The organism is Acidaminococcus sp. (assembly GCF_057597765.1).
In genome coordinates, this window is record NZ_DBMBXK010000002.1 from 158,448 (window position 1) to 183,719 (window position 25,272).

26 protein-coding genes are annotated in these 25,272 nt (G+C 58.4%); 3 read left to right on the forward strand and 23 right to left on the reverse strand.

Annotated features, from left to right (window positions below; all coding sequences use genetic code 11):
* Window positions 1–39: 39 nt before the first annotated feature.
* From ACZOF8_RS01920 to ACZOF8_RS02020, 21 genes are all read right to left on the reverse strand, one after another.
* Window positions 40–1,332 (reverse strand): TolC family protein, encoded by a 1,293-nt coding sequence (locus ACZOF8_RS01920; RefSeq protein WP_022486873.1) that lies wholly within the window; start codon window positions 1,330–1,332, stop codon window positions 40–42.
* Window positions 1,333–1,429: 97 nt separating this feature from the next.
* Entirely contained in the window at window positions 1,430–2,683 is a 1,254-nt protein-coding gene (locus ACZOF8_RS01925; protein ID WP_279127822.1) for an MlaD family protein, read from the reverse strand.
* A 4-nt stretch (window positions 2,684–2,687) separates the two neighbouring features.
* The gene (locus ACZOF8_RS01930) at window positions 2,688–3,440 is read right to left on the reverse strand and encodes an ABC transporter ATP-binding protein (protein WP_022486870.1); all 753 of its coding nucleotides are present in this window, start codon (window positions 3,438–3,440) and stop codon (window positions 2,688–2,690) included.
* Between the two features lies 1 nt (window position 3,441).
* Entirely contained in the window at window positions 3,442–4,224 is a 783-nt protein-coding gene (locus tag ACZOF8_RS01935) for an MlaE family ABC transporter permease (RefSeq protein ID WP_302158176.1), read from the reverse strand.
* Between the two features lie 204 nt (window positions 4,225–4,428).
* On the reverse strand, window positions 4,429–6,195 hold the full coding sequence (locus ACZOF8_RS01940) for a SpoIVB peptidase S55 domain-containing protein (RefSeq protein WP_487426511.1): 1,767 nt from the start codon (window positions 6,193–6,195) through the stop codon (window positions 4,429–4,431).
* 87 nt (window positions 6,196–6,282) lie between these two features.
* A complete protein-coding gene (locus tag ACZOF8_RS01945; protein WP_022486866.1) occupies window positions 6,283–6,588 on the reverse strand; it encodes a biotin/lipoyl attachment domain-containing protein in 306 nt (101 codons plus the stop codon).
* Window positions 6,589–6,949: 361 nt separating this feature from the next.
* On the reverse strand, window positions 6,950–8,359 hold the full coding sequence (locus ACZOF8_RS01950; RefSeq protein WP_229778417.1) for a phosphodiester glycosidase family protein: 1,410 nt from the start codon (window positions 8,357–8,359) through the stop codon (window positions 6,950–6,952).
* Between the two features lie 80 nt (window positions 8,360–8,439).
* Window positions 8,440–9,471, reverse strand: a complete 1,032-nt coding sequence (locus ACZOF8_RS01955) for a rod shape-determining protein (RefSeq protein WP_022487384.1) — start codon at window positions 9,469–9,471, stop codon at window positions 8,440–8,442.
* Window positions 9,472–9,477: 6 nt separating this feature from the next.
* On the reverse strand, window positions 9,478–10,737 hold the full coding sequence (murA, locus tag ACZOF8_RS01960) for a UDP-N-acetylglucosamine 1-carboxyvinyltransferase (protein WP_279127828.1): 1,260 nt from the start codon (window positions 10,735–10,737) through the stop codon (window positions 9,478–9,480).
* Between the two features lie 61 nt (window positions 10,738–10,798).
* Window positions 10,799–11,224, reverse strand: a complete 426-nt coding sequence (locus tag ACZOF8_RS01965; protein ID WP_154487800.1) for a hypothetical protein — start codon at window positions 11,222–11,224, stop codon at window positions 10,799–10,801.
* Between the two features lie 187 nt (window positions 11,225–11,411).
* Complete coding sequence (locus tag ACZOF8_RS01970) at window positions 11,412–11,603, reverse strand: hypothetical protein (RefSeq protein ID WP_012939048.1); 192 nt, start codon at window positions 11,601–11,603, stop codon at window positions 11,412–11,414.
* A 45-nt stretch (window positions 11,604–11,648) separates the two neighbouring features.
* The gene (gene atpC, locus ACZOF8_RS01975) at window positions 11,649–12,098 is read right to left on the reverse strand and encodes an ATP synthase F1 subunit epsilon (protein WP_195839603.1); all 450 of its coding nucleotides are present in this window, start codon (window positions 12,096–12,098) and stop codon (window positions 11,649–11,651) included.
* The gene (gene atpD, locus ACZOF8_RS01980) at window positions 12,095–13,546 is read right to left on the reverse strand and encodes a F0F1 ATP synthase subunit beta (protein ID WP_347567404.1); all 1,452 of its coding nucleotides are present in this window, start codon (window positions 13,544–13,546) and stop codon (window positions 12,095–12,097) included. The genes atpC and atpD overlap by 4 nt, the downstream gene beginning before the upstream one ends.
* 38 nt (window positions 13,547–13,584) lie before the next feature.
* Window positions 13,585–14,493 (reverse strand): ATP synthase F1 subunit gamma, encoded by a 909-nt coding sequence (gene atpG, locus ACZOF8_RS01985; protein WP_279127834.1) that lies wholly within the window; start codon window positions 14,491–14,493, stop codon window positions 13,585–13,587.
* Window positions 14,494–14,508: 15 nt separating this feature from the next.
* Window positions 14,509–16,365 carry a F0F1 ATP synthase subunit alpha gene (atpA, locus tag ACZOF8_RS01990; protein WP_022487390.1) on the reverse strand — a complete coding sequence of 619 codons (1,857 nt, stop codon included), beginning with the start codon at window positions 16,363–16,365 and terminating at the stop codon, window positions 14,509–14,511.
* A gap of 38 nt (window positions 16,366–16,403) precedes the next feature.
* A complete protein-coding gene (gene atpF, locus ACZOF8_RS01995; protein WP_022487391.1) occupies window positions 16,404–16,895 on the reverse strand; it encodes a F0F1 ATP synthase subunit B in 492 nt (163 codons plus the stop codon).
* Between the two features lie 40 nt (window positions 16,896–16,935).
* A complete protein-coding gene (atpE, locus tag ACZOF8_RS02000; RefSeq protein ID WP_022487392.1) occupies window positions 16,936–17,193 on the reverse strand; it encodes an ATP synthase F0 subunit C in 258 nt (85 codons plus the stop codon).
* A gap of 30 nt (window positions 17,194–17,223) precedes the next feature.
* Window positions 17,224–17,931 carry a F0F1 ATP synthase subunit A gene (atpB, locus tag ACZOF8_RS02005; RefSeq protein WP_022487393.1) on the reverse strand — a complete coding sequence of 236 codons (708 nt, stop codon included), beginning with the start codon at window positions 17,929–17,931 and terminating at the stop codon, window positions 17,224–17,226.
* A gap of 55 nt (window positions 17,932–17,986) precedes the next feature.
* Window positions 17,987–18,367 carry a hypothetical protein gene (locus tag ACZOF8_RS02010; RefSeq protein ID WP_154487803.1) on the reverse strand — a complete coding sequence of 127 codons (381 nt, stop codon included), beginning with the start codon at window positions 18,365–18,367 and terminating at the stop codon, window positions 17,987–17,989.
* A gap of 6 nt (window positions 18,368–18,373) precedes the next feature.
* Complete coding sequence (wecB, locus tag ACZOF8_RS02015; protein WP_022487394.1) at window positions 18,374–19,540, reverse strand: non-hydrolyzing UDP-N-acetylglucosamine 2-epimerase; 1,167 nt, start codon at window positions 19,538–19,540, stop codon at window positions 18,374–18,376.
* Window positions 19,541–19,557: 17 nt separating this feature from the next.
* The gene (locus ACZOF8_RS02020) at window positions 19,558–20,571 is read right to left on the reverse strand and encodes a glycosyltransferase family 4 protein (RefSeq protein WP_022487395.1); all 1,014 of its coding nucleotides are present in this window, start codon (window positions 20,569–20,571) and stop codon (window positions 19,558–19,560) included.
* A gap of 253 nt (window positions 20,572–20,824) precedes the next feature.
* Between ACZOF8_RS02020 and ACZOF8_RS02025 the strand changes: the two genes are divergently transcribed.
* Window positions 20,825–21,364, forward strand: coding sequence for a chromate transporter (locus ACZOF8_RS02025; protein ID WP_022487396.1), 540 nt, complete (start codon window positions 20,825–20,827; stop codon window positions 21,362–21,364).
* Window positions 21,364–21,936 carry a chromate transporter gene (locus ACZOF8_RS02030; RefSeq protein WP_481143620.1) on the forward strand — a complete coding sequence of 191 codons (573 nt, stop codon included), beginning with the start codon at window positions 21,364–21,366 and terminating at the stop codon, window positions 21,934–21,936. Before ACZOF8_RS02025 ends, ACZOF8_RS02030 begins: the two co-directional genes overlap by 1 nt.
* A gap of 7 nt (window positions 21,937–21,943) precedes the next feature.
* Here the strand turns inward: ACZOF8_RS02030 and ACZOF8_RS02035 are convergent, their stop codons facing one another.
* Window positions 21,944–22,810, reverse strand: a complete 867-nt coding sequence (locus tag ACZOF8_RS02035; protein ID WP_022487398.1) for a LysR family transcriptional regulator — start codon at window positions 22,808–22,810, stop codon at window positions 21,944–21,946.
* Window positions 22,811–22,941: 131 nt separating this feature from the next.
* Between ACZOF8_RS02035 and ACZOF8_RS02040 the strand changes: the two genes are divergently transcribed.
* Window positions 22,942–23,976 carry a DMT family transporter gene (locus tag ACZOF8_RS02040; protein WP_022487399.1) on the forward strand — a complete coding sequence of 345 codons (1,035 nt, stop codon included), beginning with the start codon at window positions 22,942–22,944 and terminating at the stop codon, window positions 23,974–23,976.
* Here ACZOF8_RS02040 and ACZOF8_RS02045 read toward each other — a convergent pair.
* A complete protein-coding gene (locus ACZOF8_RS02045) occupies window positions 23,897–25,252 on the reverse strand; it encodes an MATE family efflux transporter (RefSeq protein ID WP_154487866.1) in 1,356 nt (451 codons plus the stop codon). The two genes, ACZOF8_RS02040 and ACZOF8_RS02045, sit on opposite strands and share 80 nt — an antisense overlap.
* Between the last annotated feature and the right edge of the window lie 20 nt (window positions 25,253–25,272).

Here is a 25,272-nt window from a genome sequence, read left to right on the forward strand (position 1 = left end):
AAGGGCTGTTGCCTGCGCAACAGCCTCTTCTTTGCTCTTTTATTCGTTTTCCACAGGAACACCCATGCTCTGTTCCAGCAGGGCAGTGGAAGTATTGTAGTCATACAGGGCCTGGATGTAGTTGTTCTTGGCGGTGGTGAGGGCCACGGACGCATCCATTACGTCGGTGTTGGTCCCTACGCCGGCCCGGTACCGGAGCTGGGCGATACGGTAATCTTCTTCCGCCTGGGCCACAGCCACTTCCGTGGTCTTGATCCGTTTTTCCGCTTCCCGCATGCTCAGGTAGCTGGTCCGTACGGCCAGGCGCACCTGATCACTGATCTGCCGGTAGCTTTCCTGGGCTTTCACCACATTGGCCTTGGCTTCCCGGACTTTGGCGGCGTTGACCCCGTAGTCCCAGATGTTCTGGGTGATGTTGAGCCCCACCGTCCAGTTGTCCCGGTTCTGGCCCGGGAAGGTATCATTGCTCCAGGCGTTGGAAGCTCCCAGGCTTACCTGAGGCAGGCTGCCGGAGTTGGCGATCTTCTGGGCGGCCTGAGCCATGCCCACGGAGGCTTCCGCCTGGTGGATTTCCGGCCGGTTGGCCATGGCATAAGTCACGCAGTTGTCCAGGGTGTAGTCGTTGGGTTTGTATTCCAGTCCCTGGCTCAGGTTCAGCCGGGTGGCAGTGGGCAGCCCGATTACGTTGTTCAGGGAGGAAACAGCCACTTCATAGTTGTTTTCCGCCTGGGTCAGGGTCTGCTGGGCGTTGACCAGTTCCACCTGGGACCGGAGCACGTCGGCTTTGGCCACTACCCCTACGGCAAACTGGGCCTGGGTGTTCTTCAGATGTTCATCCAGACGGTTCACGGTTTCCTTGTCCAGGTTCACGGTGTTGGCGGCCTGGAGCACATCATAGTACCCCTTTTCCGCATTGTACCGGGTGGTCTGGTAGGAACTGCTCATCCCATACTGGTAGTAATCCAGGTTCTTTTTGGCCTGGTCGATGACCCCTTCCAGACGGCCTCCGGTATAGATGGGCACCGTAATGCTCACTTGATTGGAATGATTGTTGCCGATGACATTGGACTGGTATTTTTCTGTACGGCCGCTGGTATGGGAGAAATCAATGCTCCCCCACCGGGCCCCTTTGGCCTGGTCCAGTTCCGCCTTGGCCGCATCCAGTTCAGCGGCAGAGATCTTGACGCTGGAGTTGTTGTCCAGGGCCATGCGGACGGTTTTCCCCAGATCCAGGTTTACGGTTTCCGGGGTAGCGGCCCCCACTGTATGGATAGAAAGGGCGCTCAGGATGACAGCGCTCAGAATCATGCTTTTGGTATGGAAATGCTTCACAATCAGACCCTCCTGTACTTTCTGACTACCTAGTCAGCTTTTATTATTATAATCAGTTGAAAAAGTAAAGTCAACCAAACACTTTTTAAACTTTTTGTCAGAATCTGGCCCGAAGCCCCAGGTAGGTGGTGTCGGAACCATGATCAAGCACGTCCATGCTCTCTCCGATCAGGGAAAGTTTGGGACTGAAGGCCCATTCCGCCCCCACTTTCAATTTGGCATCATCGAAATCATAGAAATCGGTGAACAGCTTGAATTTGGGAGACAGGATCCAGTCGGCTCCCACGCCGAATTCTCCTTCCATAACACCGGCCCGGCCCCAGATGTACTTGTTCAGCTTTTTGTTGTAATGGAAGTCCACTTTGTCCCGGTCCCCGATGTCCGAAACCCCCAGATAGGCATAGGTATCTTCCTTCAGGGGCAGCTTCACTCCCATGTCCGTCCGCCATTTGCCTTTTTTGTCATTGTACAGCACATCCGCCTGGACCTGGGCATCGGTGACCACTCCCAGGATCTTGTCCGCCTTCACAGTGGTGGATTTGGCATGGTGGATGGTCTCCTTCAGGTCCTGCTGAGTCTGAGGGTCGGTGACCACATTCTGCAGGGCCTCTGCCGTGTTCTGGATCTTCTTGCTGGCATCCGCCATATTGGCTGCCATGGCCGCCACGTTCTGACCGGTGGCTCCATCAGCATCTGCCTTGTCCATAATGCTGTTCATATGGACGGACATTTCCTTCATCTGACCCACCATGGTGCGGATATCACCCTGGTTCTGCTGGGCCATGGTGGCCAGGGCCTTGGTGAAGTCGTTCATGTTCTTGGCCACTTCCCCGGTCTGGACAAAGCCTTCCCGCATGGATTTCTGCACGTTCTTGTCTCCGAACACATTGCTGAAGGCATCCACCACCACTTCCAGCTTGTCCAGCACCCGGCCGGAGGAATCCATCAGTTTATCGATGCCCCCTGCCTGCTGGCCGGTAATGGTTTCCCCTGCCTTGAACACCAGGCCGGTGGCGATTTTGGGAGGAGCGATGGTGACGAATTTGGTGCCCATGACCCCGTCCATACCGATGCTGAACTGGGAGTTACGGGGAATCTTCTGTTTTTCGTCCATCTTCATGACCACTTTCACTTTGGACCCGTCCACGATGATGTCATCCACCTTCCCTACCGGGACCCCGGCGAACCGGACTTCATTGCCCACTTTCAGGCCGTTTACATCGTCGAACATTACATTGAGTTTGTAGGTCCGGCCGGCAAAACTGAACACCCCCAGGAAGGTGAGCATCAGGGCCAGGATCACGATGCCCCCCAGGGTGACGGCACCGACTTTGACTTCATCTGCTTTCATGATCTTACTCCTTGTCTTCCAAAATATCACTGCGCAGGAACGCCCGCACCAGGGGTTCCCGGGTATGTCTGGCTTCGTCCACCGTGCCGGAAAAGACGATGTGCCCATGGCTGAGCATAAGGATCCGGTCCGCACAAAGGAAGGCGGAAGCCATGTCGTGGGTCACCAGTACCCCGGTGATGCCCAGTTTTTTCTTGGTATCCAGGATCAGCTGGCTGATGTTGGTGGCCATAATGGGGTCCAGCCCGGCGGTGGGTTCATCGTACAGGATAATGTCCGGCTGGAGAGCCAGTGCCCGGGCCAGGCCCACCCGTTTCTGCATGCCTCCGGACAATTGGGCCGGGTACACATGCTCGTTGCCGGCAAGGCCCACCGCTTCCAGCAGGTCCCTGACCCGCTTCTGGATGGCTTCTTCCGACATGCTGGTGTGCTGGCGCAGGCCGAAGGCCACGTTTTCTCCCACATCCAGGAAATCGAACAGAGCGGAATACTGGAACACCATGCCCATATGCTGGCGCAGCTGGTTCCACTGGTCTTCCGTATATTTTTCCACCGGCTGGCCCTGGATCAGCACCTGGCCCCCCTGGGGCTTCAAAAGGCCGATCAGCAGCTTCAGCACAGTGCTTTTGCCGGTACCGGAGGGACCGATTACCGCCAGGGTCTCCCCTTTGGCCACGGAAAAATTCACCCGGTCCAGGATCACCTTGGGCCCGAAGGCCATCTCCACATTCCGGAATTCAATGACAGGTCGTTCCATTTCAGCCTCCATGGACATACAGGATCACCGACAGGAAATAGTTGGCGATAAAGATCAGGATAATGGACAGCACCACGGATTTGGTGGTGGCCATGCCCACACCTTCAGCCCCCTGCTGGGCGTTCAGACCCTTGTGGCAGCCGATGATGGCGATGATGGCGCCGAACACGGCTCCTTTGATCAGCCCGCCGATAATGTCCCAGGGTTCAATAAATCCCCTGATGCTTTCCAGGAACATGTGGGAATTGATCCCGGCGTAGTTTTCCGCCACGAACCAGCCCCCCACATCCCCCACAAGGTTGGCATAGACCACCAGCACGGGCATCATGAGCACAATGGCCAGGAGCCGGGGCACCACCAGATAGCGGATGGGGCTCACGGCCATGACCCGGAGGGCATCGATCTGTTCCGTGACCTTCATGGTCCCGATTTCCGCCGCAATGGCCGCCCCAATCCGGCCGGCCACCACCACCCCGGTCAGGATGGGAGACAGTTCCCGGCCCATAGCAATGGCCACGATGCCCCCTACGGAATCCGCCGCCCCAAAACGGACGAATTCCTTGGCGGTCTGGACGGACATGACCATACCGGTGCACAGGATGGTCATGCTCACAATGGGCAGGGAATCAGCCCCCAGCCGTGCCATCTGCCGGAGGACTTCCCGCCGGTCCGCACTGCCGGCCGCCTGACAGGCCGCCAGAAACAGGTTGACCACCCGGCCTGTACGGGCGCACAGGTCCACCATTTTACGGCCCACCCAGCGGCAAAGATCACGACATCCCATGGAAACAACTCCTTCCCTGCATGATTTCAAAAATACGTTACTGATTATTATAACCTATCTGGATGAAAAAATGTAGAAAAAAGGGGGTGTGAAAAAATTCACACCCCCGGTCACTGGTCTCTTGTCACTGGGCACTGGCCGTTGACCAGTGACAAACAAGGGGCTGTGAAAAAATGATATCTCATTCTTTCACAGCCCCTTTTCTTACCGTTTCTTCACATCCACAGTAATGCTGCTTTCCCCGGTTATAATGAAATCCAGGGGGAATTTCTGCTTGTATTTGCTGCCTTTCAGCAGACCGGTGATGGCGCTGCTCATGCTGCCGGAGGTGGTTCCCGCCGCCCGGGCCGCAGCCCGTCTGCTGGGCCGGCTGTCCCCGTAGGAGGGCATCAGGTCCACCACCACTTCGTTGTTGGCATCCATTTCATTGAATTCCGTCAGGAAATCCTTGAACTGGCGCTGGGAAGACTGGAACATGGCGCTGTCGTCCTCTCCGGTGCCGTCCCCTGCATCCTGTCCCTGGGCGGTGTTGGCCCCGTTCCGGCTGTTCCGCTTGGCCAGGGCCTTGCTGATCCAGGTGGTGGCATTGCCGCTGCGGACGATCAGGTTCATGGGACCCGCCGGCTGCTTGTCCGGGATCCTGAAATTGATAGTCCGGGTGATTTCCTCAGACCGGTAGGGCTTAAAGGTCAGGGTAATGGGCAGGTTCCCTCCCTGGACTGCCGTGAGAGGCGCCGAGGCTCCCACCATTTCCGCCACTTCACAGCTGGAGGTGGTTTCCACATCCACATTGATGTCCTGGATGGTCACCTTGTCGAACCTGTTGTTCATGAGCATATCCGTAGCCACGTTCAGTTCTGAATCGGTAAGCTTCCCGATGTCCGAAGCGCTGTAGAACATGTTCTCCCGCCGGAGCCGGATGGGGCCTTCCTTTTCTCCCTGGGCGGTGATGGTGAACCGGATCCGGGAGGTGCCCCCTCCCTTTCTGTCCTTGGCCATGCTGACGGTGTTGTAAGTCACCCCGTCCACCAGGCTGGGCACCAGGTCCTCATCGGTGATCAGCTGGACATTGCTGCTTTTGTGCAGTCCCCGGTCCTTGTCGGTGACGGACACGTACATGGGGATGATGGGCGCGTTCTCCCCCTCTTTCCCTGCAATGCCGCTGAGACGGTCCTGGCTGATCCGTCCCAGGGTCTTGCCGAGGGTCCCCACTTTGAAAGCGCTCTGGATGTTGGGCACGGAAGCAAAGATCCAGGCATTGGTCATGAAATAGTTGGAATCCCCGTGCTGAAGGAAGGGATGGCCAAAAGCCAGGATCCGTCCTTCATCGTCTGTCCAGGTTACCGTGCCGATGGCTCCGATGACCATATCTCCCCGGACCATGGAAACCCCCACGGAACTTCCCGGTTCCAGCTTCACATTGTCCAGTTGTTCCGTCCCTCCCGGCACGGCATAGGAGGTAAGGCCGAAAGGAGACAGGTTTTCGTTCAGATGGGCCACCCCGTCAGCGGTAAAACCGCTGACCATGAGAGGGGTGCTCTTGGGCAGGAAGACGGAAGGCCGGGGATCGGTCTCGTCAAAGAGCCGGAGCATTTCGTTGATGGGGGTCAGGAAACAGTAGTTGGGGTCGGAAAAAGCCTGACCATAGGCCACGGCTCCGGCCAGCCGGCCGTCGATGTACACCGGGCTGCCGCTCATGCCCTGGGCGATGCCCCCGCTTTCCTTCAGCAGAGGGCCGGACGCCTTGATCAGGATGTTGTAGCCCCCGGTTTCCGTACCGGTGACCCCCAGGACTTCCACATCAAAGGTTTCGATGTCCGCTCCCCGGATCACTGTTTTCCCATATCCCTTCATGCCCGGTTTCAGCTCTTCCACGGCAATGGTGGGAATGGCGGCACTTACCAGGGAAACCGCCGCCACAAGGCAGCCCAGGGTCAGCACCAGGAGCCGCTTCCACTTGAAACAACGCATAATTCCTCCTGTAAAAAAGAGGGTGTGACTGTGTATTTCACACCCTCTGGTTCCTGTAATTATCAATAATGGAAAAAACTGCCTGCATCAGGGCTGGATGGTGGCCACCACCTGGTCCGCTGCAATCTGGCTGCCGGGAGCCACTTCCACGGAAACCACTTTCCCGCTGCAGTTGGCACGGGCTGCCGGTGCCGTCCCGGTCAGGGTCTTCACCGTAACCAGCACAGAACCTTCCGATACCTGGGTGCCCACGGAAACCACCGTTGCCACCTGGCCGGAGAGACTGCTTTTCTGGGGCTGCACCCCTGCCGCCTGGGCAATGCCCAAAGCCAGCAATACCATCAGCAAGGCTGCTGCCCATATTTTTCTGTTTTTCAGGATTTTGTGTAACATGATCAGCACCTCTTTTCTTTCGTTTGTTTATTATATACCGAAGGAGAGGGGAGATGCAAGGGGGCTGTTGCCGGTAAGGCAGCAGCCCCCTCTTCAGGTCTCGGGTCTCGAGTCATGAGGCTCGGGCCACTGGATAGAACCTGTCCTTCGGCCGGGTTCTTCTTATTGTGTATAACCGTAGGGGGCGCAGGCCCGGCGCCCCGCAAAATGCGCAGATCATCGATAATTTGGCGGGCTGCCCGGCGTGCAGCCCCTACGGCACCGATTTACACGTTCAAAAATTTGCCTGCAAATTTATCATTCGGCTCCAGACTTCAGACTCCCGACTCAAGACTGAAATAAGTGCCGCCTCTGGCGGCACTTATTTCCTGAACACCCCCAGAGCCACCCGGACCGGGCGCTCGCTGCCATCGCTGGGATCGTTCATGATTTTGCCGTTGACCACCATTTCGCTGGAGCCGCCTCCGTCGAAGTTCATAGCCCGGTCAGCCCCCAGCTGGACGAAGTACCGGCCGAATTCGGTGAGAGTCATGCCCACGCTGCTGTCGGACCGGCCGTCAGCCACTACAATCAGCACAGTGCCGTCTTTTTTGATGCCCACCCCGGTCCGGGGAGCCCGTCCCTGGGCGATGTCATCGGCGATTTCTTCTTCCTCGCTGGTCACCTGGACCCGGCCGTCCCGGACCAGCTGAGGCCCGGCGGACCCTACGGAAGCTGCACTGTCCGCAGCCTGGTTTCCCAGGGTCTGAGTCACCGTGACTTTGTCTCCGGTCCGCAGGCCGTTCAAAAAGGCGGCGGCACTTCCGTTGCCGGAAAGCACCGTGGTGCCGGGGGCAAGGGCCATGCTGCCGGCCCCTTTCCGGATATCCCGGACAATCCCGCCATTCAGAAGAACTTCCGTGCCGTAGGCATTGGTGTCCGTCGTGTCGTCATACCCGTCATTGTACAGGATCAGTTCGTTCTGCAGCCGCATCCGGTTCAATCCGCCTATGGAGAAACTTTTTCCGTCCGGCCGGGTTACAGTGCCGGTATAGGACAGCCCGGGCTGGATGGAAGGAGTTCCCGTACGGGGAATCACCAGCCCGGTCCGGGGCGTGCTTTCCATGCCCAGCCATTTGTTCTGGATTTTCAGGTTTCCTACCACCCAGATGTCACTGTCGAAATAGGAGGCGTTCACCAGAGCCACAGCCCCGGACCGTTTCTGGATCATGGACAGGGTCCCCCGCTGGATGGTCTTCCCATAGCCGGGGATGAAGTCCAGACGGAAGTCACTGGAAGGGGCCAGGGTCAAAAGATAAGTCTTCACCCGGCCGGCTCCCAGATTCACGGTGCTTTCCCGGTAGGTGAGCCCCTTTCCCAGCCACTGGGAACTTCCCGCCGCCGGTTTTCCGGCCGTACCGGTGCTGGTTCCGGACCGGGGAAAATCCACTACCAGCCGCTGGGGATTCTTCAGCAGGAAAATCTTGTACACCGGCACCGTCTTCCGGAAGACCACCACCAGCCGGCTGTTCTTTCCCTGGGGTTCCAGATAGGCCTTCTGGATCCGGGGATCCCGGAGCCGGACCATTTCCGTCCGGTCCGCCTTTCCCTTCAGGTCAACGATCAGCTGGTTCCCGGTGACCCGGGCCGTATAAGAAAGAGGGCTGTCCAGGTTCATGACCACCCGTGCCCGGTTAGGGGTAACCCCGCCCCGGAGAGCGCTGACCCGGGCCGCCTGGGCCGTCGGCAGAGAAGCCGTCAGCAGCACCCCCGCCAGAAGAATTCGTGCCATCCATTGTCTGTAACTGTGGTTCATTGTGATTGATCGCGTTCCTTTCGTAAAAAGGGGGTGTTGCGCAGGCAACACCCCCTTTATTTTCCTTCCAAAATTTCCAGCAGCCCCGGATCATCCAGGGCCATGCCGGCCCCCCGGGCCACACATTCCCTGGGATGGGCCGCCACCCGGGTCCTTACGTGAGTCCCGGCTTCGATGCACTCATCCAGCCCTTCCAGCAGGGCGCCCCCGCCGGTAAGGACGATGCCTTCTTCCAGCAGGTCCGCTGCCAGTTCCGGCGGTGTCTTTTCCAGCACCTGATGGATGCAGGACAAAATGGCGGTGAGGGGTTCCTCCAGTCCGGCCACCGTATCCTGGGAGGACAGGCGCAGGCTGGTGGGCAGGCCGGTAATGTTGTCCCGGCCCCGGATGATCTTGGTGCTCCGGCGTCCCCGCCGGCTCACGGTACCGATTTCCAGCTTGATTTCTTCCGCCAGGGGCCGTTCAATCTGGATGTTCAGCCGGTCCCGGAGATGACGGATCAGCCCTTCGTTGAAGGCCTCCCCTCCCATCCGGAGTGAGGCTGCCTGGATGATCCGTCCCATGCTCATCACCGCTGCACTGGTGGTACCGCTGCCGATATCCACCACCATCCGGCCTCTGGGTTCCTGGATGGGAAGCCCGGCCCCCAGGGCTGCCGCCAGAGGTCCCTCGATCAGATAAGTCCGGGCGGCTCCCGCTAAAAGAGCCGCTTCCGTCACCGCCCGCCGTTCCACCCCGGTGACTCCCGTGGGCACACAGACCATGACTCTGGGCTTGAAGAACAGATTCTTCCCCACCACCCGGTCCAACACTGTTTCCAGAAGGCCTACGGAAGCGTCGAAATCTGCAATGACCCCGTTTTCCAAGGGCCAGACCACTTCCCACTGGCCCTGGCCGTTCATTTCCCGGGCCCGGGAACCGATGGCACCCGTCTTCCCAGTAGCTGGATCGATGGCCACCACCGTAGGCTCTTCCAGCACGATCCCCCGATTTTTCATGAACACCCGGGTGGAGGAAGTCCCCAGGTCGATGCCCACGTCCACCGGATTGAACAGCCGGGCGAACAGGCTTTTTTCAGTGTGCTTCATGGCGCATCAGCCAACCCGCTGGATGTCGGCTCCCAGTCCGGTCAGCTTGTCCACCAGGTTTTCGTAGCCCCGGTCGATGTGGTAGATATCGGTGATTTCCGTCACCCCGTCTGCCACCAGACCGGCCAGCACCATGGCTGCACCGGCCCGCAGGTCCGTAGCCCGTACCTGGCAGCCGTACAGTTTGGGAACCCCTTCCACAATGGCGGCCCGGCCGCCGTTGGTCCGGATATTGGCCCCCATCCGCAGCAGTTCATCCACATGCATGAACCGGTTCTCGAACACGGTTTCCAATACAGAGCTCTGGCCTTTGGCAATGCACATCATGGCCATGACCTGGGCCTGCATGTCCGTAGGGAACCCGGGATAAGGCAGGGTCTTGATGGTAATGGGCTGGAGTTCCTTAGGTCCCACCACATGGACACTGCTGATGTCTTCTTCCACAATGGCCCCTGCTTCCCGGAGCTTGGCAATGAGCGGCTTCATGTGTTCGCAGAGCACATTGTCCACCAGGATATCCCCCTGGGTCATGGCTCCCGCCACCATATAGGTGCCGGCTTCGATCCGGTCCGGGATCACCGCGTGTTCCCCGCCTTTCATGCTTTCCACTCCGTCGATGCGGATGGCAGTGGTACCGGCGCCTCTTACCTTGCCTCCCATCACGTTGATGTAGTTGGCCAGGTCCACGATTTCCGGTTCCTGGGCCGCATTTTCAATGATGGTGGTGCCTTTGGCCATGGACGCCGCCATCATCAGGTTTTCCGTGGCTCCCACACTGGGGAAATCCAGGTAGATGGTGGTGCCCACCAGACCGTGGGGGGCAAAGGCTTCAATGTAGCCGTGGCCTTGTTCGATGGTGGCCCCCAGGGCTTCGAACCCTTTCAGATGGATATCGATGGGCCGGGTGCCGATGGCACAGCCTCCGGGCTGGGAAATCTTGGCCCGGCCGATCCGTGCCAGCAGGGATCCCATGACCAGGAAAGAGGCACGCATGGTGCTGACCAGATCATAGGGAGCTTCCCAGCCGGTAATGTTGTGGCTGTCGATTTTCAGCACATGAGGGGTGGAATGATCCACCTTCAGCCCCAGACATTCCAGTACTTTGCAGATGGTGCTTACATCCTCCAGTTCCGGAACTTCCAAAATTGTACTGCCCTCCGTCCCCAGAACGGATGCTGCAATGATGGGCAGCACTGCATTTTTGGCCCCGCTGACCCGCACAGTTCCTGTCAGCCGATGACCACCCTTTACCACCAGTTTCTCCACGCCTGATTCCACACCTTTCCTTGCCTGTAGGGAAGCCGGGCTTCCCTCTTTTTTCCTGCCTCTATTGTCGATGGATGCCCCATTGTCTGGCATGACGTTTCTGCTGATTGCTCAGCTGTTCATCCAGACGGAGTCTCATTTCATGCTTTTCCCGATACCGGGCGGCCTTTTCCCGGGCCACTTCTTCCGGATCTGCCTGGGCCAGCTGCCTTTGCTGCTGTTCCCACTGCTGTTTTTCCCGTTCCGCCTTTTCCCGCCGTTTCCGGGATGCGGCCCGTTCCTGGGCTTCCCGTTTCTGCCGGGGCGTCAATTTATGGTCATACAAGAACTGGGCCCGCCGGATCAGATACAGCGGCACCGCCACCGGCATCAGCAGAAAGGTTCCCAATACCCACAGGTTCTTGTGCTTCATGCCAATGCTGTGGCTGTCCAGAAAAACCACCCAGGTCACAAGACAGCAGACCACCAAAACAATCATATTGGACAAACCGTACGGCACCCCCCTTAATGTCTACGGAACTTCCCTTCTCTGTCCATTTTTATAACTAGATTATTATACCATAGAACGTTCTGTTTTCCATAGAGGGAAATAAAAAAAGGGGCTGTTGCATAAGCAACAGCCCCGTCAACGGTCGGTTGTCAACGGGCAAAGGAGGTGCCTACTGGCACCCCCTTTAAAAATTCCTCGTATGGGTCCGCAGCCGATCCGCCAGGATGTTGTAGTAGACTTCTTTTTCCTGGATGGTCTTTCGTAGCTTGCGGATCTGTTCTTCGTCTGTTGCGGCTTCCAGCCGTTCATTGAGCTCGACCAGTTCCAGCCGCAGCTGCCCCATTTTACTGGCAGCCATTTTGCTGATAAAGTCCACAGCGGATCCCCCCTCTGCCTGCTGCAGTGACTTTGTGCTACAGGATCATTCTCCTTCTACGGGATAGGGCTGTACCTTTCCCACCAGGGATGCCGTCCTGAGCCGGGCTTCCGCCCGCCGCAGGATCTTCTCCGTATGGGCCACGTCGGTAAGCGCGTCGGGATGGTCCAGTCTGGCCTGGGCCTCGTCCCGGATCTGCTGATATTTGGCCACATCGATTTTCTCTGCTCTTTGGGCTCTGGGCGTCAGGATCACAACCTGGTTGTCCTTGACCTCTGCGAATCCCCCTTCCACATAGACCAGGATCACCTGATTGTCTTTATCCTGCAGTTTCAGTGCACCTTCCCCCAAGACTGCAATCATGGGGCCATGGTTGGCCAGGATGCCAACTCCCCCATTGACTGTATTCAACAAGACATAGGAAATATCCTCCCTTTTCACCAAAATTTTTTCCGGTGTGAGGACTTCCAGTTTCATTAACCTGGCCATGATCATGCGCCTTTCAGTTTCTTGCCCTTGGCCACGGCTTCATCAATGGACCCTACCATGTAGAAGGCGCTTTCCGGCAGATCGTCGTGTTTGCCTTCCAGGATTTCCTTGAAGCCCCGGATGGTTTCGGACAGGGGAACGTATTTCCCCGGCTGGCCGGTGAACTGCTGGGCCACGAAGAAGGGCTGGCTCAGGAACCGCTGGACCTTCCGGGCCCGGGATACGGTGAGTTTGTCCTGTTCGTTCAGTTCTTCCATCCCCAGGATGGCGATGATGTCCTGGAGTTCCTTGTACCGCTGGAGGATTTTCTGGACTCCCCGGGCCACTTCATAGTGTTCCTGGCCGATGACCAGAGGATCCAGGATCCGGCTGGTGGAAGAAAGGGGATCCACTGCCGGGTAAATGCCCAGTTCCACGATTTCACGGCTGAGCACCGTGGTGGCGTCCAGATGAGCGAAGGTGGCGGCAGGTGCCGGGTCAGTCAGGTCGTCGGCAGGCACATAGACGGCCTGGACGGAGGTGATGGAGCCGCTCCGGGTGGAGGTGATCCGCTCTTCCAGGGCACCCATTTCGTTGGCCAGGGTGGGCTGGTACCCTACGGCGGAAGGCATACGGCCCAGCAGGGCGGAGACTTCAGACCCGGCCTGGATGAACCGGAAGATGTTGTCGATGAACAGCAGTACATCCTGGCCTCCCACATCCCGGAAATATTCCGCCATGGTAAGACCGGTGAGCCCCACCCGCATACGGGCTCCCGGGGGTTCGTTCATCTGTCCGTACACCAGGGCCGTTTTGTCGATGACCCCGGATTCCTTCATTTCTCCCCACAGGTCATTCCCTTCCCGGGTCCGTTCCCCGACCCCGGAAAATACGGAATAGCCCCCGTGGTTGGTGGCCACATTGTGGATCAGTTCCATGATCAGCACGGTTTTGCCTACGCCGGCCCCGCCGAACAGACCGATCTTGCCCCCCAGAGAATACGGGGCGATCAGGTCCACCACCTTGATGCCGGTTTCCATGATCTTGGTTTCCGTGGCCTGGTCCGCCAAAGCCGGAGCCGGCCGGTGGATGGGCCAGTGGTCCGCTGCCTGGACCGGGGTGGGATCATCATCCACGGTTTCTCCCAGGACGTTGAACACCCGGCCCAGACAGCCCTTGCCTACCGGGACCGTAATGGGTTTCCCCGTATCCCTGGCTTCCATGTTCCGGGTAACCCCGTCGGTGGAACTCATGGCTACGGTACGGACCACATCATCCCCGATGTGCTGGACCACTTCCGCGGTAAGATGCACATGGATATTTTTCGATGCCTGGGCATCGATGACGATTGCATTGTAAATGGCCGGCAGTTCCTTATCCGGGAACCGGATATCCACCACCGGGCCCATGACCTGGACCACTCTGCCCACATGGCCCCGCTGTTTGGCGGAGAGATGGGCAACGGCCCTGTCGATTGCTTGTTTCTGCTCTTCCGACACGATGGGTGCCTCCCTTATTTCAGCGCTTCCGCGCCGCTGACGATTTCATTGATTTCCGTGGTGATGCTGGCCTGCCGCACCTTCTGGTAATAGACCTGGAGCTTGCCCAACAGGTTCTGGGCATTGTCCGTGGCCGTGCTCATGGCCGTCATCCGGGAAGCCAGTTCACAGGCAGAGCTTTGGATCAGCGCCGTGAAGATCTGGCTGCGCAGATAATACCGGGCCAGGTAGGGCAGCATCTGGGCCGGTTCCGGTTCGAAGATCAGGGTGGGATAATCGGTGGGATCATCGTCCTCCCAGACTTCCTGGGCCTGTACCTCCAGGCTGTCCTTGGCCTTGGGCTGGACCGGCAGCAGCTGCACGGTTTTGGGGATCTGGATCATGGCAGATTTGAAATAGGTGAAGATCACGTCCACTTCGTCCACTTCTCCGTGGATGAACATGGATTCCACCGTGTCTGCAATGTCTTCCGCCGCCTCAAAGGTGGGCTTTTCGGAAAATCCGCTCCAGCTTTTGGCAATGTGGTAGCCCCAGTGGTTCAGCCCGATCTTCATCTGCTTCCCCACCGCCAGGAGAGGAGAATCCTCCCGGCCCCGGAGCTCCACTCCGGCATATTTCACCACGTTGTTGTTGTAGGGGCCTGCCAGCCCCTTGTCGGAACCCATGATCACATAGGCGGTCCGGTACACCGGCCGTTTTTCCAGCAGGGGATTGGCTTTCATGTCCAGATGGGCCATCACCGAAGGATCGCTGACGGCTTCCTGGAGCAGGCTCTTGAGTTTTTCCGCATAGGGCAGGCTGGCGTCAGCCCGCTGCTGGGCCTGATGCATCCGGGCAGAGGCCACCATCTGCATGGCCCCGGTGATCTTGCTGATGCTGCCGACGGTTTTCATATGGGCACGGATGCCGCTGGTATTTGCCATCAGGGATCACCTGCCTTACATGCCGTCTGCGCTGCCGGGCGCAAACATTTTGCCAAAGTCATCCAGGGCGTCGTCCAGCTGGGCCTTCAGTTCATCAGTGAATTTCTGTTCTTTTTCCAGGGTGGTGAGGATGATGGAACAGTGGTTGTTCAGATACCCCAGCATCTCATGTTCATACCGGGTCACATCCTCCACCGGGATCTCATCCAGGAACCCGTTGTTCACAGCGTAAAGGGAAATAACTTCCTGGGCCATGGACAGGGGCTGGTACTGACCCTGTTTCAGCATTTCCGTCACCCGGGCGCCCCGGTCCAGCTGGGCCTTGGTTTCCCGGTCCAGATCGGAACCGAACTGGGCGAAAGCCGCCAGTTCCCGGTACTGGGCCAGAGACAGCCGCAGGGTGCCGGCCACGGATTTCATGGCCTTGGTCTGGGCTGCGCCCCCTACCCGGGATACGGACAGCCCGGAGTTCAGGGCCGGCCGGACACCGGAGTTGAACAGGTCCGTTTCCAGATAGATCTGGCCGTCGGTGATGGAAATCACGTTGGTGGGAATGTACCCGCTCACGTCCCCGGCCTGGGTTTCAATAATGGGCAGAGCGGTCATGGAGCCGCCGCCGTGTCTGGCATTCCGGCGGCAGGCCCGTTCCAGCAGCCGGGAATGGAGGTAGAACACGTCCCCAGGGTAGGCTTCCCGTCCCGGCGGACGGCGGAGCAGCAGACTCATGGCCCGGTAGGCCACCGCGTGCTTGCTCAGGTCGTCATAGACGATCAGCACATCCTTGCCCTGGTCCATGAAATATTCCCCCACAGCCGCCCCGGCATAGGGAGCCAGGTACTGCATGGGGGCCGTATCCGCGGCGGTGGCCGCCACGATCATGGTATAATCCGATGCCCCGTACTGTTCAAAGGTATGGAACAGACGGGCCACGGAAGAGGCCTTCTGGCCGATGGCCACATAGATGCAGATCACACCTTTCCCCTTCTGGTTCAGGATGGTATCCACCGCAATGGCGGTTTTCCCGGTGCCCCGGTCCCCGATGATCAGTTCCCGCTGGCCCCGGCCAATGGGCACCAGGGCATCCACAGCCTTGAGGCCGGTCTGGAGGGGCACATCCACCGGCTGCCGGGCGGCAATGCCCGGTGCCTGGTGTTCGATGGGATAATGGGCGTAGGTCTTGATGGCCCCTTTCCCGTCCAGGGGCTGGCCCAGAGGGTTCACGATCCGGCCCAGCATGGCTTCCCCTACGGGGATTTCCATGATTTCACCGGTACGCCGGACCAGGTCCCCTTCCTTGATTTCCGTGGCGCCGCCCAGAAGGACGATCCCCACTTCCTTTTCCCGGAGGTTCTGGACCATGCCGTACACCCCGTCATGGAGGGCAACCAGTTCCCCGCTCATGGCACCGCCCAGCCCGGAGGCCGTGCAGATGCCGTCACCGACTTTTTCCACCACGCCGATTTCTTCCAGGTCCACGTCGTCCTTAAAGGACTGGACCCCCTGGGTCAGGGCCTGGGTGATGTTCTGGGTATGGTCCAGATCCTGGTCGCTGAGATGGATTTCCTTCATCAGGGCATCCATCTTTTCCAGCTGCCGTTTCATGGTGGCATCAAAGATATGGTCGCCGTACTGGATCAGTACGCCGCCCACCAGCCGGGCATCCACTTTCTGTTCCTGGAGCCGGACCGGTTTTCCGAATTTCTCTGCCAGAAGCTCCTGGAGCAGCTGGGCTTCTTCCGGAGCCAGAGGCTGGGCCGTGGTCACCGTCAGGGAGAGGAGAGACTCTCCTGCAAAAAGAGCCTGGTCGTCCTCGGTGAGGGTCAGCCGGTCCAGGATCTGTTTCCACAGAGCTTCCTTGTTTTTACTGTTCATAGGTTGATACTGCCTCCACAGTTCCTCTGAAGGGACTTTTATTTTTTCTGTTCTGCCAGGGTTTCATCGGTAATCCGGGTGATCCGCTGCTGGTCTTCTGCAGAATCCAGCTTTTCCTGGAGAACCCGGCCTGCGATTTCCGTGCTCAGGGCGATGATCTGCTCCCGCACGTCCAGCAGTGCTTTCTTCCGTTCCATTTCCACAGCCTGCCGTCCGGAAGTGAGCAGTTCTTCCCGTTCCTTCTGGGCGTTGGCCATGGCTTCATCATGGAGCTGCTGGGCCATGGCGTTGGCCTTGGACACAATGTCGTTGGCTTCCTTCTTGGCGTTCTGCAGCTGCTGCACATATTCCTGCTTCAGGGCTTCCGCCTCTTTCCGGGCATGATCCGCCTGGTCCATATCCTTGACGATCTTGGTCCGGCGGTCATCCATGGCCTTCAGCAGGGGTTTGTAGGCAAATTTGGCCAGGACCCACAGCAGGATGATGAAGTTCACCACCTGGGCCACCAGCGTATAATTGATACTTACCATTCCCTATCGCTTCCTTTCTCCCCAAAGGGGTGCATGCCTCTTATTTTACAAAGGGGTTGGCAAACACCAGCACAATGGCGATAACGGAGGCGATGATGGGGATGGATTCCACCAGGCCGATGGCGATCAGCATGTTCACCTGGAAGCTGCCTGCCTGTTCCGGCTGACGGGCCATGCATTCCAGAGCCTTGGAAGCCACGGTGGAGTCCCCTTTGGTGGCCCCCAGGGAAGCCCCTACGCCAATGATTGCTGCTCCCAGGATGGAAGCCACGATGATCAGGGTATTGTTGTCTATCATTTTTTTACATCCTTTCTGTTTTCCAGATTCTTATTTTTTGGAATGGACCTGTTTGAAGATCGGCGCCAGGGCGATCACCGTCAGCATGGTAAAGATAAAGGCCTGGAGGAAACCGATGACCAGACTGAATCCGATCCACAGGTTGGGCACCACCCAGGGTACCAGCATGTACAGCACGGCCAGGAGGATTTCCCCGGCCAGGATATTCCCGAAAAGACGCAAGGCCATGGTCAGGGGCTTGGCCAGCTCCTCGATGATATTCAGAGGGAGCATCAGGGCAAAGGGTGTCACCAGATGCTTGAAATAGCTGGGCCCCTGCTGGATGATCCCGATGATGTAGGTGGCCACAGCCACGGTAATGGACAGCCCCAGGGCCACGTTAATGTCATTGGTGGGCGAAGAGAGATGGACCCCCAGGGAAGGCATCAGGCCCAGTTCGTTCCCCACAAAGATGTACAGGAACAGGGTCAGGATGAAGGGCGTGGCCATCCGACGGCCTTCCACCCCCAGGTTGGCATCCATCAGTTTTTCCAGCCACTCCACGATCATTTCCACCAGGTTCTGGATTCCATAGGGAATCTCCTGCACCCGCCGGGTAGCGGCAAAGACGATGGCTGCCACAATCAGCATGGTAAGCCAGGACATATAGATGGTCTGCATGTTCAGGGTGACCCCCGGCAGGACCTGTGTGGTCCCGTAGTGGATGACTTCTGAACCGGCAGCTTCTGCAATTCCCATAGACTTATCACTTCCTTTGTATTATTTCTTGTTTTTTATAGGAAACTCTGACAATTCAGGGTTTCCGGCATCCGGGCCGGCTGCGGGCCAGCTGGATGATCAAACCAAGATTCAGGATCAGGAAACCGGAAAGGACCAGCACCGGCTGCCATTTTCCCCGGAGTGCCGCCAGGGTGAACCCCAGCAGTACGGCGATCCGCAGGAACATGAGCCGGTGCATGGAAAGGGCGGCCTGGGCCGGTTCCTTTTCCATCCCCCGCCGGACGCCCCAGAGAAACAGGGCCGTGTCCGCCAGGCCGGCGGCGGAGCCCAGAAGGGCCCCGGGCAGGGTTCCTCCCAGCAGGAGCACCGCCAGCAGGAAAGCCAGTCCCAGAGCCAGCTGTTTCAGAAACAGCGACCGGAGCTGACGGCCCAGGCGCTGGAACAGGGTTTCCATAGGGTCTTACTTTTCCTGTCCCCCATGGAATTCCGGCATCAGATCCACCGGATACCCATGGGTATGGAGCAGATAGGTGACGATCCGTTTGGCAGCCTGGCCGTCCCCATAGGGATTCACGGCTTCTGCCATGGACCGGTAGTATTTTTCATCGTTCAGCAGCCGGCAGGTGGCAGCATACACATCCTCCTTGCCGGTGCCGATCAGCTTCACCGTGCCGGCGGTAACGGCTTCCGGCCGTTCCGTGGTGTTCCGGAGCACCAGTACCGGTTTCCCCAGGGCCGGTGCTTCTTCCTGGATGCCGCCGGAATCGGTGAGGACAATGTCCACCCGGGCCATCAGGTTGGCAAAGGGTTCATAGTCCATGGGTTCCAACAGATGGACCCGTTCCATTTTGCCCAGGACCGCTTCTGCCACTTCCCGGACCTTGGGATTCTTGTGCATGGGGAAAATGGCTTCCGCTTCCGGATTGTCCTTCAGCACTTCCTTCAGAGCCTGGTATACGTGGCGCATGGGAGCCCCCAGGTTTTCCCGCCGGTGGGTGGTCATCAGGATCAGCTTGTGGTCGGAACGGATGGCTTCCTCCAGTTTGGGGTTGTGGAAATCGAAATGATCCTTCACCGTGGCCTGGAGGGCATCGATCACCGTATTCCCGGTGACGTAGATGTCATCTTCCTTGATGTTTTCCTTCAGCAGGTTGGCTCTGGCGTTGCTGGTGGGAGCAAAATGCCAGTCGGTAATGGCTGCGGTAAGTTTCCGGTTCATTTCCTCCGGGAAGGGAGAATATTTGTTGCCGGTGCGCAGTCCTGCTTCCACATGGCCAACGGGGATCTGTTTGTAGAAAGAAGCCAGCGCCCCCACAAAGGTGGTAGTGGTATCCCCATGGACCAGCACCAGATCCGGCTGGGCTTCTTCCAGCACTTCCTTCAGCCCCATAAGGGCACGGCTGGTCACATCGTACAGGGTCTGACCGGCGGTCATGATGTTCAAATCATAATCCGGTTTGATCTGGAACAGCTCCAGCACCTGGTCCAGCATTTCCCGGTGCTGGGCGGTAACTGCCACAATGGGTTCCAGCATATCCGGGTACTTTTTCATTTCCAGCACCAGGGGACACATTTTGATGGCTTCCGGCCGGGTCCCAAAAATCGTCATGACTTTCAATTTTTTCATTTTCCTTCGCCCCTATTTCATGATCTATCCTGTAAAATCCCGATTTTTCTTGCGCCAATGAAGATCACCGCCAGCAGGAATACCAGCAGTGCAATGGCATAAATCCCCTCCATTTCCGTCAGGAGCACTGCCGTAAGGCAGAGTCCTGCACTGATCAGATACATGAAGATCACTGCCTGCCGCTGGCTGAAGCCCATGGCCAGCAGGCGGTGATGGATATGTCCCTTGTCCGGACTGAAAATAGGCCGTCCGTTCCGGTACCGGCGGACAATGGCAAAGGCCGTGTCCATAATGGGCAGCCCCAGGGCAATGGCCGGCACCAGAAGAGCAATGGTGGCCGCGCTTTTCACAGCGCCGAAAATGGAAATGGCTGCCAGCATGTAGCCCAGAAACAGGCTCCCGGTATCCCCCATGAAAATAGTGGCCGGATTGAAGTTGTACCGGATGAAGCCGATGATGCCTCCGGCCAGGGCCGCGGTGAGCACCGCCACCGGATACAGTCCCTGTTGGAGGGCCACCATGATCACCGTGACAGAGGCAATGGCGGACACCCCGGCTGCCAGGCCGTCCAGCCCGTCAATCAGGTTCACCACATTGGTGAAGCTGACGATCCAGAACACGGTAAAAGGGATGGACAGGTAGTTCAGATAGAAATACCCGCCCCAGGGATTGTTCAGCCATTCGATCCGGACTCCGAAGAACACCGGCACCAGGGCCGCAATGATCTGGCCCACCAGCTTCACCTTGGCGGCCAGCTGGAACATGTCATCCAATATACCCACAATGGCAATGACCGTACCTCCCAGGAGGATGCCCACCACGTCCCGGGTCAGTTCCATGGTGGAAACAGCCGCAGCCATGAACCCGATGTAAATGGCCAGGCCCCCCATCCGGGGCATGATCCTGTGGTGCACCTTCCGGGCATTGGGCCGGTCCACAGCGCCGATGCGGAAAGCCAGCTTCTTCACAAAAGGAGTCAGGACCCAACTGATGATCAGGGAAATGCTCAATGCCAGTAAATACGTTTTCACAAAACAAGCCTTTCTGCGGATTGCCCGCCCAGGGAAATTTACTTTCCCTTTTCCTGGAAAATTTTCTCTGCACTTTTGCTCATACAAAGTTATTATAGTACAGTTTTGGAAAATCTACAATTTGTTCCCCTGTTTCCTTTGTGACATTTTCTCCATTTTTCTTCCCGTTCTTTTTCTCCTCCAGCCATTTGGTGCCAGTTTGTTTACAGGCTCTTTGCTCCGTGTTACACTGAAAAGAATCGGAGGTGTTTCCATGAATGAACTGATCCAGCTGTTTGCGGTGTTCGCCCGGATCGGGGCGGTCACTTTCGGGGGCGGCTATGCCATGCTCCCCATCCTCCAGGCGGAAGTGGTGGAAAAATACCACTGGGCCAGCGAGGAAGAACTGGCGGACTATTATGCGGTGGGCCAGTGTACCCCTGGGGTCATTGCGGTGAATACGGCCACCTTCATTGGCATGAAACGGAAAGGGGTAACCGGAGGGATCATTGCCACCCTGGGGGTAGTGTTCCCCTCTCTGGTGATCATTACGGTAATCGCCGCCTTCCTGTCCAACTTTGCCCAGCTCCAGTTCGTCAGGGATGCCTTTGCCGGGATCCGGGTCTGCGTCTGTGTGCTGATCTTCAACGCCATCAAAAAACTGGCAAAAGGGGCTCTGGTGGACAAACTGACCATAGGTCTGTTCCTTCTGGTCATGGGGATCAACCTGTTCTCCAGCATTTCTCCCGCCTGGCTGGTGGTCCTGGCCGGCGTGGTGGGTCTTTTGGCCAAAAAAGCGGGAGGTGAGCTGTAATGTGCCTTTTTGTGCAGCTGTTCTGGGAATTCTTCAAAATCGGCCTGTTCGCCATCGGCGGCGGCATGGCCACCATTCCCTTCCTGGCCAAGCTGGCTACTGCCACCGGCTGGTTCACAGAAACGGATCTCTTGAACATGATCGCCGTATCTGAATCCACTCCCGGCCCCATCGGGGTGAACACCGCCACCTATGTGGGCTATCACATTGCCGGGATCCCCGGGGCAGTGGACGCCACCTTCGGCCTGATCACCCCGTCGGTAATCGTGATCATCATCGTGTCCCAGTTCCTGAAGAAGTTCGGGGACAGCAAATACGTGAAAGCGGTAATGTACGGGCTCCGGGCCGCTTCCGCCGGTCTGATCGCCGCAGCGGGGCTCATGGTGGCCCGGGTGACCCTGCTCCATCCGGAAGCCTGGAAGCAGGGTGACCTGGCCGGGGTGCTGAATGGCCGTTCCCTCCTTCTGGCCCTGGTACTGGTGTTCCTTACCGGGAAATACAAAAAGGTACACCCCATCGCCTTCCTGGCTGCCTCGGCTGTAGTGGGCGTGGTCTTCGGGTTTGGACAGTAAGAAAGGATCACCCCACCCCTTTCTTCACATACTCCAGGAACTTCTTCAGGGCCGGGGAAGCCTGGGCCAGGCTGGGCAGAGCCATGCCCAGTTCCAGCCGGTCCGGGGTGGCAAAGGGCAGCACCTTTACCTTTCCGTTCCACCGGCGGCTGCTGAAGGCGTTGTCCATGGACAGCCCCAGTCCCGCCTCCACCATGGTCCAGCAGGTGTACATGTTGCTGGTGGTGAACCGGAAATCCGGATGGACCTGGTATTTATCCAGGAACAGGTCCGTGTCTGTTTCCTGCTGGGGCAGGGGTTCGATAAAAGGCTGGCCTTCCAGGTCCTCCGGCAGGAGGGCCTTTTTTTGTGCCAGAGGATGGTCTTCCGGCACCCAGGCCACCAGCCGATCCTCATACAGAGGCACCCAGTCCCCCTGGTACCCGGGATGGCGGCTGAACAGGCAGCAGCTGAGCCGGTGTTCCCGGAGCCCCTCCAGCAGGGTTTGGTTCCCGGCTTCCTGGACATGGACCCGGATCCCCGGATAATCCTTCTGGAACTCCCGGAGGATCCCCGGCAGCCAGCAGGAGGCAATGCTGTAGTAGCTGCCCACGAACAGTTCCCCCTGGTCCAGGCCCAGGATCCCGTTGCACTGTTCCCGTATCTGCCGGCTCCAGTAGAGCAGTCCCCGTATGGACGGCAGCAGTCCCTCCCCTTCCCGGGTCAGCCGTACCCCCTGGGAGGTCCGGGCCAATAGCGGGAAGCCCACTTCCCGTTCCAGACTGTCCAGCATCCGGGTCAGCCCGGAGGGAGAATAGCCCAGCGACCGGGCCGCTGCCGTAATGCTCCCCTGCTCCGCTGCCTGGACCAGGGCCTGGTATTTTTCCGTATCCATGAAATCCCTCCTGTTCTGCTTTTTGCATTGCGTTTTCAGCAACAGTATATTGCAGAATGTGCGCTTCCTGCAACGCCTTTTTCTTTTTATAATGGAACCAGAAAGAAAAAAAATTACAGGGAGGTCTTAGTATGAAACCCACTGCCGCCAAAATCCTTATGGCGCTGATCATCCTGACCCGGAGCAGTGCCTTTCTCTTTTCCAAATTCATCATGGAGGAACTGACGCCGTTCCAGGCTTTGGGGTACCGGTTCATCCTGGCATTCCTGGTGATGGCCCTGGTGCTCCGCCGCCCTCTGGTCCGGGCCTGGGACGAACACCGGAGCCTGGGCCGGAAGAGCCTGCTCCTGGGGCTCCTGCTGTTTGCCGTCATGGGATGCGAAATGCGCAGCCTGCTTACGGCGGAAATCCATACCGTGGCCTTCCTGGAAAACCTGTCCCTGGCCCTGGTGCCTCTGTTCCTGGCCCTGTGGTACCGGCGGCTCCCCGGTGACCGGATTCTCCAGGGAGTGGGCTTCATCCTGCTGGGGGTGGCGGCCCTTACCATCGGCACCGCCGGGTTCACCCTGGCAGGCGGCGAAGGCTGGGCCCTTTTGGCGGCAGTTTTCTACGCCGGGTACATCATCTCTATCGGGAAACTGTCCCATTCCGCTGACCCTCTGGCCCTGGGCACCCTCCAGATGGGCATCATGGGACTCATGAGCTTCGGTGCGGCCCTGGTGCTGGACGGGGGGATCCCGGTGCCCCAGGCAGCTCTTACCTGGCAGTCCCTGGCCTTCCAGGTGCTGGTGTGCAGCTGCTTCGGTTTTGCCTTCCAGCCCAAGGCCCAGCGGTATCTGACCCCGGAAGAAGCGGGGCTCTACTGTGCCATCAATCCTCTGTTCGCCAGCCTCCTGGGCCACTGGGTCCTGGGAGAGACCTTCGGCCCCGCCGGGATCCTGGGAGCGGTGTATATCCTCACCGGGCTGGGGTTTGTGAATTGGAAGGGTCTGTCGCAAGAGCGACAGACCTGTCAGCGGTCAGCTGTCAACGGGCAAAGGAAGCCAGCACCGCTGGCTTTTAAACACCAGAAAAAGAGAGGCTGCCTCAGACAGCCTCTCTTTTTTTCTTTTCCATATATCTCAGCCGCAGGCTCAGGAAGGCAGCGGAGAAGAAGATTCCGGTAATGAGCCCCAGCCAGTAGCCGTCCGGGCCCTTTTCCAGCCCATGGTCCAGGAACAGGCCGAAGGGCAGGGCGATGCCCCAGTAGGCAGCCAGAGCGGAATAGAAAGTGGCTTTTACGTCCTTGTACCCCCGGAGCACCCCCTGGATGGGAGCGGCGGTGCTGTCAAAGAACTGGAAGGCCACGGCAAAGGTCAGGAAGTGCATGATGGGTTCCAGCAGATTGGGGTCGGAGGTATAGAGCCGGGCGATGAGCCCCCGTCCCAAAAACAGGCAGCAGCCGAAAAAAGCCCCGATCAGGATGTTGGACAGCCGTCCCGTGTCCGCATAGGCCTTGGCCTGGACAAAATCCCGGGCTCCCACATAGGCCCCCACAATAATGGTAAGGGACAGGGAAAAGCTCAGGGGCACCATGTACAGCATGTTGCAGAAACTCATGGCCGCCTGGTTGGCCGCCACGGCAATGGTGCCGAACCGGGACACCAGGAGACATTCCACCCCGAAGAAGCTGGTTTCCAGGAAAATGGCCAGCCCCATGGGAATGCCGATCCGGAGATGTTCCCGGACATGATGGAAAGAAAAGCCGGAAGTCCGGAACACGTGGAAATCCCGGAACACCTTCAGCCGAAGCACCAGCAGGGCAAAGGACAGGCAAAGGAGCCAGCAGGTAATGGCCGTCCCCACCCCGGCTCCCGGACCGCCCAAGGCAGGGGCTCCCAGTTTGCCGAAGATGAAGATATAGTTCATGCAGGCGTTCACCGGCATGGTGAGCAGGAACAGCTTCATGGTCACCTGGGTGTAGCCCAGGGTATCCACAAAAGATCGGAGGATGCTGGCACAGAACAGGGGGAGGATTCCCCAGGCCACAAAGCCCAGATACCGGAAGGCCACGGTACGGACTTCCGGAGCCAGGCTCATGGTGTCCAGGATCCGGGGCAGCAGCTGGGAGCCGGCCCCGATTACCGTCACCGCCAGGGCGCAGGCCAGGGCCAGGCCGCTGACCACGGCGCCGGAGATTTTGTGGAATTCCCGGGCGCCCCGGTAATTGGCCACAATGGGAGTCAGGGCCTGGAGGATGCCATTGAGACCGGTGAACACCGGCATCCAAACATTGGTACCGATAGCCACCCCGGCCAGCTGGACAGTGCCTGCATGGCCGCTCATCACCGTGTCGAACAGGCTCATGCCGGTGATGCACAGCTGGGTGATCAGGATGGGGATCATCACCCCCAGGATCTTTTTCAGACAGGAACGGAAGGTCCCGTTCCCCGCCATGGTCATTGCAGTCAACAAATCAACTC

Bases quoted from the DNA above. Each gene is read 5' to 3' on its own strand.
- ACZOF8_RS01935 (WP_302158176.1), bottom strand. From the start codon at position 4,224: ATGGGATGTCGTGATCTTTGCCGCTGGGTGGGCCGTAAAATGGTGGAC.
- atpF (WP_022487391.1), bottom strand. From the start codon at position 16,895: ATGGTAAGTATCAATTATACGCTGGTGGCCCAGGTGGTGAACTTCATC.
- ACZOF8_RS01925 (WP_279127822.1), bottom strand. From the start codon at position 2,683: ATGAAAGCAGATGAAGTCAAAGTCGGTGCCGTCACCCTGGGGGGCATC.
- atpG (WP_279127834.1), bottom strand. From the start codon at position 14,493: ATGGCAAATACCAGCGGCATCCGTGCCCATATGAAAACCGTCGGCAGC.
- ACZOF8_RS01955 (WP_022487384.1), bottom strand. From the start codon at position 9,471: ATGAAGCACACTGAAAAAAGCCTGTTCGCCCGGCTGTTCAATCCGGTG.
- ACZOF8_RS02045 (WP_154487866.1), bottom strand. From the start codon at position 25,252: ATGACCATGGCGGGGAACGGGACCTTCCGTTCCTGTCTGAAAAAGATC.
- atpC (WP_195839603.1), bottom strand. From the start codon at position 12,098: ATGATCATGGCCAGGTTAATGAAACTGGAAGTCCTCACACCGGAAAAA.
- wecB (WP_022487394.1), bottom strand. From the start codon at position 19,540: ATGAAAAAATTGAAAGTCATGACGATTTTTGGGACCCGGCCGGAAGCC.
- ACZOF8_RS01950 (WP_229778417.1), bottom strand. From the start codon at position 8,359: ATGGCACGAATTCTTCTGGCGGGGGTGCTGCTGACGGCTTCTCTGCCG.
- ACZOF8_RS02025 (WP_022487396.1), top strand. From the start codon at position 20,825: ATGAATGAACTGATCCAGCTGTTTGCGGTGTTCGCCCGGATCGGGGCG.
- atpB (WP_022487393.1), bottom strand. From the start codon at position 17,931: ATGGGAATTGCAGAAGCTGCCGGTTCAGAAGTCATCCACTACGGGACC.
- ACZOF8_RS02010 (WP_154487803.1), bottom strand. From the start codon at position 18,367: ATGGAAACCCTGTTCCAGCGCCTGGGCCGTCAGCTCCGGTCGCTGTTT.
- ACZOF8_RS02030 (WP_481143620.1), top strand. From the start codon at position 21,364: ATGTGCCTTTTTGTGCAGCTGTTCTGGGAATTCTTCAAAATCGGCCTG.
- ACZOF8_RS01940 (WP_487426511.1), bottom strand. From the start codon at position 6,195: ATGCGTTGTTTCAAGTGGAAGCGGCTCCTGGTGCTGACCCTGGGCTGC.
- atpA (WP_022487390.1), bottom strand. From the start codon at position 16,365: ATGAACAGTAAAAACAAGGAAGCTCTGTGGAAACAGATCCTGGACCGG.
- ACZOF8_RS02040 (WP_022487399.1), top strand. From the start codon at position 22,942: ATGAAACCCACTGCCGCCAAAATCCTTATGGCGCTGATCATCCTGACC.
- ACZOF8_RS01945 (WP_022486866.1), bottom strand. From the start codon at position 6,588: ATGTTACACAAAATCCTGAAAAACAGAAAAATATGGGCAGCAGCCTTG.
- atpE (WP_022487392.1), bottom strand. From the start codon at position 17,193: ATGATAGACAACAATACCCTGATCATCGTGGCTTCCATCCTGGGAGCA.
- ACZOF8_RS01930 (WP_022486870.1), bottom strand. From the start codon at position 3,440: ATGGAACGACCTGTCATTGAATTCCGGAATGTGGAGATGGCCTTCGGG.
- ACZOF8_RS02035 (WP_022487398.1), bottom strand. From the start codon at position 22,810: ATGGATACGGAAAAATACCAGGCCCTGGTCCAGGCAGCGGAGCAGGGG.